This is a genomic window from Tychonema sp. LEGE 06208, from assembly GCF_015207505.1.
Lineage (GTDB): Bacteria > Cyanobacteriota > Cyanobacteriia > Cyanobacteriales > Microcoleaceae > Microcoleus.
On sequence record NZ_JADEWT010000011.1, the window covers coordinates 59,252 to 77,209 of the forward strand.

Annotated in this window: 13 protein-coding genes; 11 read left to right on the forward strand and 2 right to left on the reverse strand. The window is 45.1% G+C overall.

Annotation, left to right across the window (positions count from 1 at the left end; all coding sequences use genetic code 11):
* The first annotated feature begins 605 nt into the window (after positions 1 to 605).
* The 8 genes from IQ263_RS04955 to IQ263_RS04990 all read left to right on the forward strand — a co-directional run bounded on the left by IQ263_RS04955 (position 606) and on the right by IQ263_RS04990 (position 13,424).
* Entirely contained in the window at positions 606 to 1,682 is a 1,077-nt protein-coding gene (locus IQ263_RS04955) for a permease (protein WP_194066446.1), read from the forward strand.
* Positions 1,683 to 2,117: 435 nt separating this feature from the next.
* Positions 2,118 to 2,906 (forward strand): TIGR03943 family putative permease subunit, encoded by a 789-nt coding sequence (locus IQ263_RS04960; protein ID WP_194066447.1) that lies wholly within the window; start codon positions 2,118 to 2,120, stop codon positions 2,904 to 2,906.
* A gap of 183 nt (positions 2,907 to 3,089) precedes the next feature.
* Positions 3,090 to 4,469, forward strand: coding sequence for an oligosaccharide flippase family protein (locus IQ263_RS04965; RefSeq protein WP_194066448.1), 1,380 nt, complete (start codon positions 3,090 to 3,092; stop codon positions 4,467 to 4,469).
* 121 nt (positions 4,470 to 4,590) lie between these two features.
* Entirely contained in the window at positions 4,591 to 4,950 is a 360-nt protein-coding gene (locus tag IQ263_RS04970) for a hypothetical protein (RefSeq protein ID WP_194066449.1), read from the forward strand.
* A 779-nt stretch (positions 4,951 to 5,729) separates the two neighbouring features.
* Positions 5,730 to 7,298: a hypothetical protein gene (locus IQ263_RS04975; protein WP_194066450.1), complete on the forward strand. Its 1,569-nt coding sequence runs from the start codon at positions 5,730 to 5,732 to the stop codon at positions 7,296 to 7,298.
* Between the two features lie 516 nt (positions 7,299 to 7,814).
* A complete protein-coding gene (locus tag IQ263_RS04980) occupies positions 7,815 to 10,997 on the forward strand; it encodes an ATP-binding protein (RefSeq protein WP_194066451.1) in 3,183 nt (1,060 codons plus the stop codon).
* A gap of 309 nt (positions 10,998 to 11,306) precedes the next feature.
* Positions 11,307 to 12,188: a tetratricopeptide repeat protein gene (locus tag IQ263_RS04985; protein WP_339384743.1), complete on the forward strand. Its 882-nt coding sequence runs from the start codon at positions 11,307 to 11,309 to the stop codon at positions 12,186 to 12,188.
* Positions 12,189 to 12,212: 24 nt separating this feature from the next.
* A complete protein-coding gene (locus tag IQ263_RS04990; RefSeq protein WP_194066453.1) occupies positions 12,213 to 13,424 on the forward strand; it encodes a glutathione S-transferase family protein in 1,212 nt (403 codons plus the stop codon).
* Here the strand turns inward: IQ263_RS04990 and IQ263_RS29170 are convergent.
* The gene (locus tag IQ263_RS29170) at positions 13,400 to 13,528 is read right to left on the reverse strand and encodes a hypothetical protein (RefSeq protein WP_255515813.1); all 129 of its coding nucleotides are present in this window, start codon (positions 13,526 to 13,528) and stop codon (positions 13,400 to 13,402) included. The genes IQ263_RS04990 and IQ263_RS29170 overlap by 25 nt on opposite strands.
* A 7-nt stretch (positions 13,529 to 13,535) precedes the next feature.
* Between IQ263_RS29170 and IQ263_RS04995 the strand changes: the two genes are divergently transcribed.
* Positions 13,536 to 13,766, forward strand: coding sequence for a ribbon-helix-helix domain-containing protein (locus IQ263_RS04995; RefSeq protein ID WP_194066454.1), 231 nt, complete (start codon positions 13,536 to 13,538; stop codon positions 13,764 to 13,766).
* Positions 13,721 to 14,083: a type II toxin-antitoxin system PemK/MazF family toxin gene (locus IQ263_RS05000; protein ID WP_194066455.1), complete on the forward strand. Its 363-nt coding sequence runs from the start codon at positions 13,721 to 13,723 to the stop codon at positions 14,081 to 14,083. The genes IQ263_RS04995 and IQ263_RS05000 overlap by 46 nt, the downstream gene beginning before the upstream one ends.
* Positions 14,084 to 14,329: 246 nt before the next feature.
* Here the strand turns inward: IQ263_RS05000 and IQ263_RS05005 are convergent, their stop codons facing one another.
* The gene (locus IQ263_RS05005; RefSeq protein ID WP_194066456.1) at positions 14,330 to 14,518 is read right to left on the reverse strand and encodes a hypothetical protein; all 189 of its coding nucleotides are present in this window, start codon (positions 14,516 to 14,518) and stop codon (positions 14,330 to 14,332) included.
* A 166-nt stretch (positions 14,519 to 14,684) separates the two neighbouring features.
* On the opposite strand from IQ263_RS05005, the gene IQ263_RS05010 reads away from it, so the two are divergent.
* On the forward strand, positions 14,685 to 17,918 hold the full coding sequence (locus IQ263_RS05010; RefSeq protein ID WP_194066457.1) for an NACHT C-terminal alpha/beta 1 domain-containing protein: 3,234 nt from the start codon (positions 14,685 to 14,687) through the stop codon (positions 17,916 to 17,918).
* The last annotated feature ends 40 nt before the right edge of the window (positions 17,919 to 17,958 follow it).

Sequence of the window (17,958 nt, forward strand, 5' to 3'; positions counted from 1 at the left end):
CCTGACTTTATTTTATATTGGCTTGAGGCGTATTAACTGTTATTTAGAGTATTTAACTATTCGTTAACCTTGGGCTAAAAAGCTTAACCTGTCGTTAACAATAACCCGATTGCGCTGGAAGTTATCATTAATTGATGATACAGGAAAATCATTATTGCGGCGCGATTCTCAAATACCCCTGCTCGGTTTACCCATAGAGTCTGGCTGTCTAAACAAGCTTGCTACTTTTATGATTTGTTCGTTGCAACAGGCCAATTTGGCGCAATATTTGGTGATGTTTTAATTGATTAAATTTTTGTGACTTTTTGTGATAATTCGCGCCAGTTAAATCAATAATTATCCGATTGATAGGAAAAATATAAAATTAATTTTAACAACTATTATTTTCCTGTGGAGATATAGATATTATAGGCGACCATTGCTAGGGATCGGATATTGCGGTGTCCGGTGCTGGAATCTGCAACTTTTAATGGTTTCTATAACATTGAGGACGATCGCCAAAAAGTTTCAACGGAATTTTAAACTTAGTGCTGTGCAGAAGGTATGATCGACAGGGAGTCCGCCAAATACGTGAAACTAAATACCAATTTACCAGTAGGCGATCGATGCAACCAGCCCTAACGAATCAGTTAAACAATGCTTTTACCCTTTTTCTCAGCCTGTTAGTAGAAGCAATACCTTTTCTGCTGCTGGGAGTTTTATTCTCAGGTTTGCTGCTGGGGTTTGTAGACGAACGCAAGCTCGTATCCCGCATCCCGCGAAACCCCCTGCTGGGCGCTTTGATGGGGAGTTCGATCGGCTTTTTGTTTCCCGTGTGCGAGTGCGGTAACGTGCCCGTAGCCCGCAGGTTGCTGATGCAGGGAGTACCCGCACCAGCGGCGATCGGCTTTTTGCTAGCAGCCCCCACCATCAACCCGATCGTAGTTTGGGCGACTTGGACAGCATTTCGCGATCAGCCAGAAATAGTAGTTTTGCGGGTAGTCTTTTCTCTGTTTATCGCCACAATCATCGGCTGGGTGTTCAGCGCCCAAGCAGACTTGCGGCCTCTGTTACACCCCTCTGTAGCCCGCGCAATTCCCCTCCCAAAACCAGAGTTTTCCGAACAAAACCTCGCCCAAGACAGCACTCCGCTATTGTTGCAGTCTGGAACATTTATGCTCGGTCAGGGGGGTGCAGTGCCGATCGAATCTTTGCTACAAGAGGAGTGGAAGCCCTTAGCAACAGGCAAAACCGAAAAAACCTCTAAACCTTCTTCGATGTTTCACCGCGTTTCTAGAGAGCGTCTGCGCCTGCTTTTAGATAGTATGGTACAGGAGTTGCGGGAGTTGGGAGGAGTTTTGGTCATCGGAAGCGCGATCGCCGCCATCATTCAAGTTGGCGCACCCCGCGAACTAATTCTCAACCTCGGTCAAGGCCCGGTTTCCTCGATTCTCGCCATGCTGCTATTAGCCGCAGTCGTATCGATTTGTTCTACAGTAGATGCTTTTTTTGCCCTGTCTTTTGCCGCCACATTTACCAGCGGTTCGCTGTTAGCCTTTCTCGTTTTCGGCCCGATGATTGACCTCAAAGGCATCGGTTTAATGCTCTCTATTTTTAAAGGTAGAGCCGTAATTTACTTAATTGTCTTGGCTGCTCAACTAACATTTTTAATGACCCTAGCTGTCAACTTGTATTTAGGTTGATCGATTTGCCCGCACGGACAAATAACGATATAGCATTTCTCATAAAGATGAGGTGCTTTCGGGCATAGGCAAAACCGGCCAAACCGGCCAAACCGGGCATACCTCACCACGCGATCGAACCGCAATAGACTTCCAATTCTCTTTGAGCCAAGAACAATGACAAATAACAACAACTAATAACTAAGGAGCAACAACTAATAACCAATAACCAATAACCAATAACCAATAATCAATAACCAATAACCAATAACCAATAACCAATAACCAATAACCAATAACCAATAACCAATAACCAATAACCAATAACCAATAACCAATAACCAATAACCAATAACCAATAACCAATAACCAATAACCAATAACTAATGACTGATGACTGATGACTAATGACTAATGACTAATGACTAATGACTAATAACTAATGACTCTTAAAACATGAATCTTAAAAAACTTAGCCCTTGGCTGGACGCCCTAGCTATCCTAGCCTGGGGAATATTGCTCCTCAAATATTGGATTACAGGCAAATTAAGCATTCTGATTCACCCCAATTACTTTGGCTTGACAGTCGCGGGAGGAATCGGCTTAATGGTGATTGGCGGATTTAAGATTTGGGAACTCTTAAAGGTCGATCGCGCCAACAAACAATTCCGGACATCCCCAGCCAACAACTCTCCCAGAATCACAGAAGTTGAACACATTACTTTATTTCCCCCCAGCATCGGCAGCACCTTAATGCTGAGCGTCGCATTAATCGGTTTAGCAGTAACGCCCCGCACATTTACCAGCCAGACAGCATTGGAACGAGGTCTCACCGAATCTCTGCCCATCACCAGACTGCAACCGCAAGAATTTCGCAATACTACAAAACCCGAAAATCGATCGCTCGTCGAATGGGTGCGGCTGTTAAATTTTAATCCCGAACCAGATACATACAGAGATCAAAAAGTCAAGGTTAAAGGATTTGTGATTCACCCGCCCAACATAGCAGAACAATATATGTGGATCGGGCGTTTTATCATTACCTGCTGCGCGGCGGATGCCTATCCGATCGGGTTGCCGGTCAAATTAGCGATCGGTCAAAACCGCGCCTCTTTTCCCCCAGACAGTTGGCTAGAAATAGAAGGAGAAACAATCGTAGAAGAACTACAAGGTAAGCGCAAATTAATCATTCAAGCATCCTCCCTCAAACCAATTCCCGAACCAAAAAACCCTTATGATTATTAGATGTGGAGCTGGTTGCAGATTAAATTTTATCTTTCTGATTGTAAAATGTGTGTCGGGCCAGTCCTACAATCAGAAAATGAAGATATGATAAAGTTCGCTAAAAAATGGCTGCAGCATCCTGTAGAAATTGCCAACTACCGATTCAGCAACTAGACTCATAATTAGGAAATAAGTTTAGAGTATATGTCATCAGAAAAAAAATTAGCCATCAAAGGCGCATTCTGGACGATCGCCAGCTATGGAAGCAGTCAAATTATCCGATTTGGCAGCAACCTAATTTTGACCCGCCTGCTTTTGCCCGAACTATTTGGTTTAATGGGTCTAGCCTACGTTTTCATCACAGGTGTCCACCTATTCACAGACATAGGTTTGGGCCCAAGCATCATTCAAAACAAGCGCGGGAACGAGCCAGAATTTCTCAACACCGCTTGGACAATGCAAGTTCTTCGCAGCTTGTTTGTTTGGTTGTGTTTAATGTTAATCACCTGGCCAGTTGCTAACTTTTATGAAGAACCGCGTCTTCTGTGGTTGCTTCCCTGCATAAGTATAAATACCCTAATAGGAGGGTTCAAATCCACTTCCGTATCCACCCTCGAACGCAAAATGAGCATCAAGCAAGTAGTGCTTTTTGAGTTGGGGATACAGGCAATTTCTACTACAGTGATGATTGTATGGGCTTTTTTCCATCCTACAATCTGGGCTATCCTCGCCGGCGGTTTTGCTAACTCTATAATAGAGTTAGTATGGAGCCATTTTTTGATTCCCGGCAAGTCAAACCGCTTCGCTTGGGACAAAGAAGCCGCTAAAGAAATATTTTCTTATGGAAAATGGATATTTTTATCGACGATTTTATTTTTTCTGTGCTCTCAAGCCGATCGCCTAGTTCTAGGGAAAATCTTTACTTTAACAATGTTGGGCATTTACGGCATCGCTTTTACCCTCGGCGATATGCCGCGCCAAGTGATCATCGCCCTCGCAGGTAGGGTGATTTTCCCCTCAATTTCGATGCTAGCAGAATTGCCTCGTGAGGAATTGCGCGCCAAAATTATTAAAAACCGCAACTTAATCCTGATACCTTTAGCCGTAGGCTTAGCAATTTTTGTGAGCTTTGGAGATCAGGTCATTTTAACATTGTACAGGAAAGAGTATATGGCAGCATCTTGGATGATGCCAATCTTGGCTTTAGGTATCTGGCACACTACTCTCCACAATTTGATGGGTTCTTGTTTGTTAGCGGTTGGCAAATCTCAATATGCAGCTATGGGCAATCTGGTAACTTTCTTGAGTATCACTATTGGCATCCCAGTCGGATATCATTTTTTTGGTAATTTAGGTGCTGTGATTGCTGTAGCTGTCGGTGATATTCCTACTTATTTAGTAACCAGCTACGGTCTTTGGAAAGAAAGGCTAACTTGTTTTTGGGAGGATATCCAATTGACAGCACTGTTCTTAGGCGTACTAGCTGGCATACTTTGCATTAGAATGTATGTCCTCGGTTGGGGACTACCTATCGACAAAATATCACCGATGGATTTAGTACCGATCAATCAACTATTTAAGTAAACACAAAGGAGATTGTCTGTAGGTCAGATGAATATACACTAAAAAGAAAAGTAATACACTTTATCTTTTTCCAAATTGCTTTGTTACAAGAAATATCGCGATCGGTTGTTAGGTATATAAAATGATGCTTTTTTATCAAAAAAAACCGATCATAAATTTATTTCGAGAAAACGAACAGCCCCAACAAGAACGCCCCAAAGTCTTTGTTGCTGTCGCGCATATTACATCAGTTGAAGAATCTAACAATCCAGAAAAAGGGGCAGCAAAGATAGAGAGACTCGCGCACACCATAGACGGACTGTGGACAAGTTTTGCTCATTGCAATCTGAGTATTTCGATCCAAACTCTACCGAACAGGCACGTTACAGCTTATTTGCCTGAATATCAAACTAAGTGCGTTCAGGTACCAGAATATCCTGAATGCGACCCAAGGTTTGTAGAGTTTAGACTTCAGGAAGAGTTTGTTGAAAAAGTAGAATAATTTGAAGGGTTTTTATTTATAGAAGATGACATTATTTTGTCGGATGCTTTCACTCTAGAAAAACTAGAAAAATTCAACCAACAAAGCGGGTATGAAAATGCAATTCTTTACCCAAACCGTTATGAAATGTATCAAGGGACTAAGGGATATATTGATTTGACGATAACGCAACCATTGGTAATAAACAAGCTATCTAGTGTAGAGATAGAAGGTGTAAGATTTGCCGAATTTAACAATCCTAACGCAGCATTTTACTGTTTGTCAATAAAGCAGATGAAACACTGGATAAAATCAGGTCGTTTCTTCAAAAATCAAATAGTGGATGTCCGGTCTTTAGAGAGTGCAGCAACTTTTTGTCTTTGGGAATGTTTCTCTATATATAAGCCTCACCCATCAAATTTAAACTATTTTGAGGTCAGGCATTACGATAGCAAATATTCTAAGTTATATCCCGAACCGCAATCGCCCTATACACTGTCAGCGGTTAATCAGAGTTCCAATATACCAATCGTCAAGAATTCGTGAAATAATGGCTCTGGGCTAAGTAGCCGTCTGAATTATTAGGAGTTTTGGACGCGGTGGCGATCGATCTCAGATTGGTTCGCGCGTGCGGACTGAAGTCCGCACGCGCGAACTTTTTTTGCTAGGATCGTCAACCGGAGTCGATCTGAAACTCCGATCGCCAAATTGGGTTTTTGAGCTGGGTGCGCCTGGGAATGTAAAATTTAAGAGGGAAAATTGGGCAGTGATTTTTCACCATAAATAGGAGAGAACAATTTGTGAATATTTTTAACAAAAAATTTAATCCTTCATTCTTCGGTATTCTGCCGTTCAAACAGCCGATCGACCGCACGGCCATCTTTCTGATGTTAATGTTGAGCGTCTTAATCGGACTGCTGCTGCTGAGTGGCGATCGCACAGCGCCCAGAGTGCGAGAATTTAGCTGGGAAAACAAACAAATCGGCGCGCGAGATACCGGCTTTCTCCTCACCTTCTTTCGCCCGATGAACCACTCCACCGTCGAGGAAAACTTAACGCTAGAACCTCCCCTCCCCGGTAAATTTAGTTGGGCGGGACGGCGCATGGCTTACACCCTCCAAGATCCAGCACCCTACGGCGTTACCTACACATTAAAACTCGCTGGTGCAACGGACAAGTATTTCGGAGAAAACAACCAATATAAAGGCACGCCAATGCAGCCGTTTAGCAGTTCCTTTCGCACTCGCGATCGGGCTTTTGCTTATATCGGCGTTCAAGGCGAAACAGAAAGCAGATTAATGCTAGTCAATCTCTCCAGCAGCGAATCGAAACCGATACCCCTGACTCCCAAAGATTTGGTTGTCACCGATTTTAAACCCTATCCCGGGGGCGATCGCATTTTATTCTCAGCCACAGATCGATCGATCGCCCGTACTCGCGGCACCCTAAATCAAGAACTATTTACAGTCACCACCGGCCTCAATCCCCAATCCCCCGGAGAAGAACCCCAACAAAAACAGCCAGCAGGTAGAATCGACAAACTACTAGACTCCAAAGATTACCAAAACCTAAAATTTGACCTTTCAGCCGACGGAAAAATCATCCTGATTCAGCGCGTCAACCGCAGCAATCCCAGCGATTTCAGCCCTTGGATTCTCGAAGAAAAATTACCGCCCCGACCATTGGAAAATCAACAAGGCGGAGATTTTATGATTCGGCCCGACAGCAAATCGGTGGTAATATCTCAAAAACAAGGATTAGCGATCGTCCCGCTTAAACCAGAAGCAGACCCAGTAGAACTTTTACCAAAATACGAACAAGTATTGGGCCTGGCCCGCGACAACTCCGCCGCCGCCTATGTTAAATACAACGGCGACTTTACTCGATCGCTTTTCATCTTAGACAACCAAGGTGTGGAACAAGAAATATTGCGGATTCCCGGCAGCATTATCTCCGTTTATTTCGACCCGCGCAAAAACAAAGACAATCAATTCCAGCGTCTTTACTGTTTGTTAGCCCAACGCCTCGAAACAGAAAGCTACACAGAACAGCCTTTTATCGCGACCATCGACCTCAAAAAAGAAGGCACTCGTTTGGTAGGAACCATCAAACCGCTGCTAGTTTTGCCGAACCAATTAGATACCCAAATCAGTTTATCTCCCGACGGTCTGGCATTAATTTTCGACCAATTAGTTACATCAGCAAAACCGTCAGCAGCAGACAGTCCCCGCAACTCCGGCGGACAGTCGATCGCCACCAGCCGCCTCTGGGTGCTACCCCTATTAGAAATACCTCCAGACGGTTCTGCTGCAAAAGTACAGCCCGAAGAACTTCCCTTTGCCGGCTATCATCCCCGCTGGCTGCCGTAAATCGATTTTATACTTTATGGCGATCGCAGGTGGAGAGAGTTTGAGAGTTTGAAAAAAGTTAACGATTTTCAGTTGGTCGAGATATAAAACGTTTATTTGCACAACAGCCTCGCGCCAAAAAGTGCTTGTTACAAAACCGGAGATGCTCCATAACACAGCGAGATTCATGTCGATCGCTCTGACAAATTTGTTTACACAATCAAAATCATTTCAACATCAATTGTAACCAATCTTAACGACCCAATAAATAAGGATAAGCTTTCTAACAGAAGAATAACTAAAGTGTGTTCCTTGGCTTCAATGTCAAGCACCCTGAGCTTGATTTCTGCAATTAAGCTTAAGCCTTAAAATAATTAGTAATCGCCTCAAATCAAGTGCAGGCATCGAACTCGCTCTTTTTGGGTCGATCCCGGACTAGATAGCGAACTGATATAAAATTAATAAGATACAGAAATCCGCAGGTACATTGGGTATCAAAAATATTACTGCTATAAATAGCAGACTCTCAGGTTTGTTATGCCAACCACTAACCCCAGTCTCAAGAATTTTATCTCCCCAGTGCCACTGTGCCGACCAACGGCGACACTAGAATCGCTGCGGTCAATTTTCATGGAGGGAAATTGCGATCGAGTCGCAGTAGTCAACGAACAGAAGGAGCCCCTAGGATTAGTTTACCTCCGCAGCCTTTGGATGGGCACGGACTCGCGCACAAACGACGGAGAGCAACTTTTGTCGGAAAGCTCGATCGCGATCGAACCCATCACCATAGTACCGGCCGCTTTGAGTGTCAGCGAATTCTGGCAGTACCTGCAAAAAGAACAACTAAATAGCCCAGCCCACAGCCAAAGCGTCGGCGGTTTCTCCAAAAGCCCGATCGCCCTTACAGATGCCAGCGGTAAATTTTTAGGACTCCTAGAGAGCCTGAGCCTGCTGCAATATATCGCCACACTCAACAGCAGCAGTCAGGCGGAGTCAACAGCAGTCAAAGAAATCGAATTAATACCCGTTTCCTCGGCGCTAGCCACCGCCGAGGGCAAAGGGCGCTTTTTAGAAGCGGGATTGAAACCCTCGGAAAACCTTAACTCCCTAGTCCAACTCCTAGAAAAACTGCCCCTACCGCTGAGATTGCAAACCCCCAGCGGACAAATAGTCAGTCAAAACGCAGCGTGGCGGATTTTGCTGGGAGCCGGGCCTCAACCAATTCCAGAACCAGCAGCAAATTTGGGCAAACACTCGTCCCACCAACCAAGCCATGTAACCACCGAATACCAGACTGTGCAATTCGAGGCTATCACCTCTGAGTGCAGGAGCTTAGTAGGAGTAAGTCGATCGGGCGATCGGGATGCAGCCTCCGCCAGCAGTTGCGCGCTACCCCTGTACTCAGCCGCCTCCCCATCAACCTTAACCGCTCCAGCTTGGTGCGCCATCGCAGGCAAACCAGACACATACATTTGCGACTGCCCGGTACAAACAGGTCAAGAACGGATCTGGCAATTTGTCAAACAGCCGCTCGGAGACCAGCTAATTTTAGTCATGGGACAAGATGTCACCGAAGAACATTTAGTCGCCAAAGAACTAGCAGCAAAAAACGCAGACTTAATCCACCTCAACCGACTAAAAGACGAATTTTTATCCTGCATCAGCCACGAACTAAAAACCCCGCTCACCGCCGTCCTCGGTTTGTCAAGCCTCCTCAAAGATAAATTGATCGGAGAACTCAACGACCGGCAATCACGTTACGCCAAACTAATCCATCAAAGCGGACGGCATTTGATGACAATAGTTAACGACATTTTAGACTTGACCCGCATGGAAACCGGGCAGCTAGAACTAATTCCCGAATCCGTAGAAATAGCAGCAACCTGCAAAAGAGCCTTTGAACAAGCAAAACAACTGCAACAGCAAGAAGAAAAATCTCCCCCCAAAACAAACGGCGAAGCAAAGGCAGAACCGTCAGAAAAAATAGAATTTACACTCGAAATAGAACCGGGACTGAGCTATTTGATTGCCGACGAACTGCGGCTGCGACAAATGCTCGTCAATCTCCTTGCCAACGCCCTAAAATTCACCGAAGCCGGCGGCAAAATCGGATTGAAAGTAAATGTTTGGGAAGGTTGGCTCGCCTTCACCGTTTGGGACACCGGCATCGGCATCCCCGCCGACAAACAGCACCTGATCTTTCAAAAATTCCAACAGCTAGAAAGCCCCCTGACCAGACGTTTTCAAGGAACCGGACTCGGACTGGTACTCACTCAAAGGCTCGCGAGGCTCCACGGCGGAGACGTTTCGTTTATTTCCTCAGAAAACCGAGGCTCTGAATTTACCCTGCTGCTGCCGCCAAATCCTCCCGGAAACTGCGGGGAAGAATCCCCACCGCCTGCTTTGGCCGAGGAAGAATTATTCAAACCAAAATATCAGCATCCGATCGCCAATTCTCGCTCTCGTTTAGTATTAATAGTCGAAGCAGTTCCCAAATATATCGAAGATTTAACCAACGTCCTCTCCAGTTTGGGCTACCAAGTAATAGTCGCCCGTTCCGGCACCGAAGCCCTGGAAAAAGCCCGCAGGTTCAGTCCCGAAGCGATATTCCTCAACCCGCTGCTGCCCCTGTTGTCCGGTTGGGACGTGCTGACGCTGCTCAAGAGCGATCCAGATACCCGATCGATTCCGGCGATCGTCACAGCCACCAGAGGCGAAAAAGAACGGGCTGCTATCAACCGCGCCGAAGGCTTTTTGAGCTTGCCGGTGGAAGAACCCGCTTTGCGAAGGTTGCTGGCAGATTCGATCGGCCAAAGTAATGCTAGTAGCAACAAGGTGATAAATTCTTTAACCGTGTTGTGGCTAAGCCCGCAAAATAGTTCGTCTCAAGGTTCCGCTTTACTGCTAAATCCCACCTACTGCCGGGTTTTAGAGGCAGACGACCTCGACCAAGCAGAACTCGTCGCCCGAATTTGGCGGCCTTCGGCGATCGTTTTGGACAGTACAAGTCAACTGCAAAACCCCTTAGCTTTTATTGAACAGTTAAGTCGGTCTCGAAATTTGGGTTCTCTCCCCTTGGTGACTTTAGACCCAGCAACTACGCAACTGGCCAATCAAATCAAAGGATTGTCGGTATTTCCCTGTTTGGCAGCCGGCAGTCCCGAAGGCACTCTTTTGGGCGCCTCTGCGTTGTGGCAAGTGATTCAAGTAGCTGCGGGCATGAGTTGGAAGCCCAGCATTTTATTGGCTGACATTTCGACTTTACCGGACTTGCACCGCGCGGCTGGGGAGAATATAACAAAAGAATTGAAAAATGGCGATCGATCGACAAATGCCGAGATTCCCATGCCCAATTCCCAGTTTTGTACTCCCAACTTTCAAGCTTTTATTCAATACATCCAAACCGCAGGATTCCGAGGGTCGATCGCACCCTGCTGGAGAGAAGTTTTGCAGCAGTTGCAATATCAAAGCGTTGACTTAGTTTTGCTGTGCTTGCGAGATGCCCCCTCAGAATCAACTGCTATGTTGCAAGCGCTCTCGAACCTGCGACAAATGACTGGACAACTGCCAATTTTAGTCTGGGATTATCGATCTGTTGTAAATTCAGAATCCGAGGCGATCGACTTTTTGCTGCAAGAAGTATCGGCTAAAATTTTGCCTTCTTCCTTATCGGTAGCACAATTGTTAGACCAAATTCAACAGGCTTTATTAACTCACTAAATATTGCTAAAAACAAAAAAGTCTCAGGTTTTAAGTAAGGATTTCAGTCCTCTCTAAAGCAGTATTTAACAGACTTTATTAACTCACTAAAGTTGCTAAAATAAAAAAATCCTCTGGTTTTAAGTAAGGATTTCAGTCCTCTCTAAAGCAGTGAATCAAAAATATTATCCCTGAGTGCAAAACAGAATCTGGGAACAATTTAACAGAAAACCGCAAAACGTTGCGAGTCAGGAAGCAATATCAAAACTCAAAAATATGAGTTATTATAGGCGATCGAGAAACCATTATATTTTTTCCTGGGGCTGTACAGTGCCTAATCGCATTTCTTTAATATCTCTGGCGATCGCGCTTTTTTTGGGGACAATGCCCAAGCCCGTTGTCGCACAGGCACTCCTGCCTTACACCCTGCAAATCGACTCGGCCCAACTCGACCAGACAGCCTTGAGCCTTGCTGAAGAAGCAGTCCAGCTAGCCAGACTCCAGCAGTACCAACTCGCCATCCCCAGAGCCGCACTCGCCACACAGTTAGCCCCCAAGAACGATCGAGCTTGGACTTTGTTAGGCAGCTTGTACCTTCAAGTCGAACAGTTGGACAAAGGGATTGAAGCTTTGGGGCAAGCTCAATCTCTATCGCCAGAAAATCCCTCAATTAAATTTGTCTTGGGAGAAGCTTACTTTCGGCAAGCGAAGTACGAAAAAGCAGCCGAATACCTGCAAGCTGGTTTGAAAATAAAGCCAGACACTCCGGGCGCATTATTTGATTTGGGCAACGCTTTTTACAAGCTCAAGCGGTTTGATAATGCGATCGCCCAGTACGAAAAAGCCTTTGCTTTAGAAAAAAACCTGTGGCCCGCTATCAACAACATCGGATTAGTCAAATACGAAACCGGAGATGTCGATGGCGCAATCAAACGCTGGCAACAAGCGATCGCGATCGACAACAAAGCAGCAGAACCAATGCTAGCTCTAGCAGTAGCACTGTACAGCAAAGGCGACAAAGAAAAAGGTTTAGCAATGGGAGAAGCGGCCCTGAAATTAGACAGACGCTATGCCACTGTAGATTTTCTCAAAGAAAACCTCTGGGGCGATCGCTTGATCGCAGCCACCCAAAACTTCCTAGCCACCCCCCAAATTCAAGCAGCACTCACCAAAATTCAAGAGGCTCCACCCCCTCCCCAGACATCGCCCTAAGCTTATTATCAGCCCAATTTAACTATGACAACCACCGATCGCCTCGCGCCCCTAAGCTGGACAGAATTGGAGGCACTCACAGACTTTCAAGTCGATCGCACCAACGGCCCCACCAACTCTCAAGCCCGCTTGCGCCTCTTCGGACATCCCGAATCCGACGTGAGAGTCACGCTGTACCGCGACAATCATGCGTGGTGTCCCTACTGCCAAAAAATCTGGCTGTGGCTAGAAGAAAAAGAAATCCCCTACCGTATTGACAAAGTTACAATGTTCTGCTATGGGGAAAAAGAAAGCTGGTACAAGCGCAAAGTGCCGTCAGGAATGTTACCGGCGATCGAGCTAGACGGCCGCATCATCACCGAAAGCGATGATATCTTAATCGCCCTCGAACGAGTCTATGGCCCCTTGGGTTTGGGGATGGAAAACCCGGCAGTCATACCCATGCGGCGGCTAGAACGACTGCTGTTTAGGGCTTGGTGCTCTTGGCTGTGCTACCCAGCAAGTTCAGCCAAAGTAGAACAGCACAACCGCAACCAATTTATCAGCGTCGTCACCCAGGTAGAAGCAGCCTTGGCTAGCACTCCGGGGCCTTATTTCCTCGATGAATTTGGCACTGCGGATGTCATCTTTACGCCCTACGTGGAACGGATGAATGCCAGTCTTTACTACTACAAAGGCTACTCGATGCGGGAAGAAAACCCGCGCTTTGCTGACTGGTTTGCGGCGATGGAAACCCGCCCTACCTATCGGGGCACCCAAAGCGATTTTCACACCCACGTCCACGATTTACCGCCTCAGATGGGCGGGTGTTATGAAAACGGCGAACCTCAGATGCTAGTCAATAAAGCCCGCGTGGATAATGGGCCTTGGGCTGGACTGCCGGATGTGATGTATCCAGAACCGGAAACCTCCCGCGCTGAAGCACTTCACCGCGTCATTAAGCACCACCGCAACATCATTCGAGTCAATCCTGCTGATGACAATTTATTTGATGAGGCTTTGCGCTGTGCTTTAACTTTGATGATGACTGGCGAAGTTTGTACGCCGCCACCGGGTTCTGATGCGGCTTTGCGGTATTTGCGCGATCGGGTGAATGTACCCCGCGATATGTCCATCTACGCCGCCAAGCGATTGAGGGAAGCGTTGGAGAAAACGGCGGCTTTGGTGGGTGATGGCCAAGGTTCTCCGATTCTGCTGAAGCATCGGCGAGATCAAGATCCGGCTAATTTTGTGTAGGGGGCGATCGGAATCAGACGGAATCGGCGCTGCTGCTGCTCTATTTCATCAACTTGCAATCTGGTCGATATTTCTGCTACCATTGGTAGTATTAAAAGTGGCATAAATAATATGAAAGTATCTATCTCTTTGCCAGATGAGCTAGTGCGTTACATTGACGAGCGTGTAGAAAATCGCAGTCGGCTAGTTGAGCTTTTATTGCAAGGATGGCGCAAACAACAAGAACAGCAGGCAATGGTAGAAGCCTGTTTATTGCTCGATGAACTGAGTGATGAATTAGCCGATGAGGAGGAAGCATGGCAGCAAGCAGCGATTACCGACTGGGAAGCATCTGGCTCGTGAATTTCGATCCCTCAGTCGGTACAGAAATCCGCAAGACTCGACCGGCGGTAATTATTTCAGGAACTGCTTTTAATCAACGCAGTAAAGTCACAGTTCTGCCCATCACTTCTGCTGTTCCAAACGAGGGTTTACGAGCTGTTGTTTTGCCTGTGATTCCTTCGACTCTCAATGGTCTGAATACCGAGAGTTTTATCGTGTGCGTCGATCCGATGACGTTTGATAAACGCAGACTTGTGCGCTGTCTTGGGCAATTGGAGTTGCAACAAATATCCGAAATTCAACTGATTTTGGCTCGATATTTAGAGCTTGAAGATTAGGGCAATGCAAAAGCTGGGGAGTGACAAACATAGCATCGAGTAATGAAGGATTTCTGGATAGTTGAAAACTTTTCCTACATTTTGCCCTTTGGCATCGATATAAGTGGCATCGAAAACGGAAATATGGACTTTGATGAGCGAATTCAGGCTGACCATACATACATGGGATATAGCTAGCTACATGGACAAAGAAGTTGTGGTTTGGTTGGATGGGCGGCGATAGCCGCCCTGTAAGGATTATAAGGTTTACTGACAAATGAGAATTACCACAACTTGTGGCGGGTGTTGTTTTTTGCTTGAAGTTTTATGCTGAGTCACACGCTCAGTTGGTGATGCAGGAGACTTGTCGAGAATTTGTTCCTCGCCCCAAGGGAAAGCAAGCTGCACGGCGGTGGGTTGGGATTCGGGAGAACCGTATTTGTTGGAAGTAGCCATCTGTTTTATATATGGGGTTGGGGTTTGCATTGAGGAGAAGTTAGTTGGCAAACTTTGCTTTCCACATTTCTACAATGATTAATTTTTCAAACTTTCACTAGAGTCAGTTTCAGATCGCGAGCTATGATCTAAAATTGATCTTGACAATGACTTGATTCAGGTGTATATGGCAAGCCTCAAAGCTTCTGAGAAGGGACAAGCAGAGATTAAGCAGGCGAGGAAAGAAAAAGGGTGGAATATAGATGATCCCAGATGGCTTGTGGAAGCTAGTCAAGTTCTGGAGCCAAACAAAGTTTGGCAAGAAAGCCCCCCTTATGCTGATGGTTGCTCTGAAGGGACTTGGAAGCGCTTTCTGTACGGAACAGAAGCCGTTAACACCAATGTCTTCAAGGCTTTCTGTACAGTTTTAGGTCTGTCTTGGAATGAGATTGTCGATCGCACGGATGTCAGTCAAAGTGAGTCGCTGAAACCAACGGGTACGAGCGCACCTGACTGGCGACAACTTTGCCTCACCATGCTTGAGCGTAAAAGACGGCTCACCGTCGATAATTGGCTCAATGGTGCGGATGATAGGAGGCTATCCTTTGAACTACTAGATTTTGTGCCACTGGGATTGCTACAGCAGAAAAAAGATCAGAATGGTAGAAATATCGATTACGCAGTAACAGAGAAGTTTGACGCAGAGGAGCAGTTTTTTCATGAAGTTCTGCGGGAGGGAAAAAAAAGTCCGAAAAGCCAAGGGCGACGGCTAGCCATTATCGGAGAATCGGGGGCTGGAAAAACTACGCTGTTGCTCAAAATTGGGTTTTGGATGTTGGAACAGTTGGAACAGACAGATGAAGTACCGATCTGGATTGATGGGAGAGAGGTAGGCACAAAACCCGTAGATCAATATTTGAAAGAGTGGTTGAAAGATGCTTCTGGAAAGGTGGGAGATGTACCCTCGGAATGGCTCGCCAACTTAGATAAACGCTTAGAAAATGGTCGGGCTTGTTTTCTGCTAGATGGAGTTGAAAAGCTACCCAATAAATTTTTAGAACAGTTGACAGACAGGAGAATAAAGTGCCGAGTAGTGTTGACCTGTCGGACAAGTATCTGGAACTCCAGTAAAGATGCCTTAGAAGTTTTAGGGTTTGATACTTATCAAAATCTAGGCTTGAGACTTGAACAGATCGAAAAGTTAATTAATGCTTGGTTTACCAGCGACGCAGAGCAGTTATGGACTGAGTTAAACCAGCCAAGATATCACCGCATTAAAGATTTAGTTAGTAATCCTCTATATTTAACGTTTTTGTGTCGTACTTGGCAACCACAACGCCAATTGCCCAGTACCAAAGCAGGTCTAATTCAATGGTTTCTTAATACAGACTATGACCGGAGCATTCCAGAATCTACTAAACCCCAAAAGCAACGCTTGATAAATTCTCTCTGCCAATTGGCAAAACAGGCAATTGAGAGAGGCGAATATCCGTTATCGCATTCCCTAGTCTGTTCTCACTTAGTGAAATCAAATGAGGATTTGTTTGGGTTAGCTATCAACCAACTTGGATGGTTGCAGCGTGTCAGTCCTGACCAAAAGGACTATGACTTTATACATGACTCATTCAAGGAGTATTTTGCCGCGAAAGCTATACCGCATTGGGACTACTTTTTAAAGCACCTTCCTCACAACCCAGATCAAGGTAAATATCTCATTTTTGAGCCACAGTGGAAAGAGGTCATTTTGCTATGGCTGGGACGTGAGGATGTGGACAATAAGGAGAAAGAAAAATTTATTAAGTCATTGGTAGAGTTTGAGGATAGGTGTCAAGACTTTTATTTTTATCGAGCGTGTTGTTTAGCAGCGTCGGCAATAGCTGAATTTAAAGAGTGCAGACGTGATAGGGAGATTGTATTGTGGCTTGTTAGATTAGGCTTCAGTTCTCAGACATTTGACGCTCCAAGCGCACAGTTGGCGAGAGAAACACTTCTAGAAACAGATCGTACCCTTGCTGTCACCATTTTGATTGACACAATTAACAATAGGCTAAATCTTTGTGTAGGTTATTTATTGATTTGGGAATTAGGGCAAATTGGTATGGGTTCACCAGAAGCTATTTCTACTCTCCTGTCCTTGATTTGCACTAGCACCCCTGATGCCACCCATTATGAATGTAACTCTAACCACTATCAAGCGATTGATAGTTTAGCACAAATTGCTTTTAACGACTCAGAATCAATCAAAGTTATAAGTGACCTGATAGATAGCAATACTGATATGCTTACCCGCGTTAAAGCCGCTGACTGTTTAGGTAAAATTGCGCCTAGTCACAAGTCAAAAGCTATCAATCCTTTGATTGAATTAATGGATTCTGAACAAAATGATAATCTTCGTTCTAGAGCAGCTTATAGCTTGGCGAGAATGGATAGTCAATACTTAAAAAAAGCAGTTGAAACTCTGAGCGAGATTATTGATAGTTATAAAGATTTTAATCCTAATGATTTCATTCATCATTTAGTAGCTAGTCGCTTAATAGAAATTGCACCTGAACACCCTAAAGCGATTGCGGTGGCTCTCTTGCTGGAAACTACAGCGAACTATCCAGAATCAATTACAGAACTAACCGATATGCTTGGCAGCAGTGCTGACTTATCTATTTGTATTGGAGCTGCAAAAAAACTAGAAAAAGTTGGAATAGGCAATGATGAAGCAGTCAAAAAACTGATTGAACTGATGTACTCTAATATCGATTCGTCGATCTGTGTTATCGTGGCTGAATGTTTGGGTAAAAAACTCCAAACCCATCAGTTTGAGTTAGCAATTTCATCTATGAAAGACTGTCTATCCGACCTGGTTGCTGAAAGTGATTTTAATCTCTACTACAACTGCTATAAAGCGATTTGGCCTTGTTCCCAAAACATGAGCTACCCAGAATTTTTCAGGGCTTGGCATGGTGAACCACAAAGCCACAAATGGGAACTGTTTCCCCAGGAAATTCTGCGTGCGCTCTCCACTGATTCACAATTAAGGGATTCTGTGAAGCTAATTTGTATTGACGGGAGCAAGTTCATTGAACCTGATAACCCATCAAGTAAAATTTATAGCGAAATGGTTAAGCAGGGCTGTTCTAAAAGCGATGATGGAACACCTAAAACAATGCTTGACCTTCAAACTTATTGGGATTTGCTAGACAGCGAAAAACAGATTGTCTTAGTCTTATACGAAAACCATAAAGGAACAGAACCCAAAGACTTTAGTCAGTGCTTTCTTGATGCCATCAGCAAATTTGATGGCTTGATTTGTATTGTTAGCAGTCAACCAGAGGACAATCTGTACTTGAAACAATTTTCAGATAGCGATACTCATCTGATTGAGAATATCGTCAAGTGGATAAAAGTGAGCCTTCTCGAAAATCTGTAAAAGCGATCGCCATCAAGTGAATAATTTTAATCACGCTAAG

Bases quoted from the DNA above. Each gene is read 5' to 3' on its own strand.
- IQ263_RS04955 (WP_194066446.1), top strand. From the start codon at position 606: ATGCAACCAGCCCTAACGAATCAGTTAAACAATGCTTTTACCCTTTTT.
- IQ263_RS04960 (WP_194066447.1), top strand. From the start codon at position 2,118: ATGAATCTTAAAAAACTTAGCCCTTGGCTGGACGCCCTAGCTATCCTA.
- IQ263_RS04965 (WP_194066448.1), top strand. From the start codon at position 3,090: ATGTCATCAGAAAAAAAATTAGCCATCAAAGGCGCATTCTGGACGATC.
- IQ263_RS04970 (WP_194066449.1), top strand. From the start codon at position 4,591: ATGATGCTTTTTTATCAAAAAAAACCGATCATAAATTTATTTCGAGAA.
- IQ263_RS04980 (WP_194066451.1), top strand. From the start codon at position 7,815: ATGCCAACCACTAACCCCAGTCTCAAGAATTTTATCTCCCCAGTGCCA.
- IQ263_RS04990 (WP_194066453.1), top strand. From the start codon at position 12,213: ATGACAACCACCGATCGCCTCGCGCCCCTAAGCTGGACAGAATTGGAG.
- IQ263_RS29170 (WP_255515813.1), bottom strand. From the start codon at position 13,528: ATGCCACTTTTAATACTACCAATGGTAGCAGAAATATCGACCAGATTG.
- IQ263_RS04995 (WP_194066454.1), top strand. From the start codon at position 13,536: ATGAAAGTATCTATCTCTTTGCCAGATGAGCTAGTGCGTTACATTGAC.
- IQ263_RS05000 (WP_194066455.1), top strand. From the start codon at position 13,721: ATGGCAGCAAGCAGCGATTACCGACTGGGAAGCATCTGGCTCGTGAAT.
- IQ263_RS05005 (WP_194066456.1), bottom strand. From the start codon at position 14,518: ATGGCTACTTCCAACAAATACGGTTCTCCCGAATCCCAACCCACCGCC.
- IQ263_RS05010 (WP_194066457.1), top strand. From the start codon at position 14,685: ATGGCAAGCCTCAAAGCTTCTGAGAAGGGACAAGCAGAGATTAAGCAG.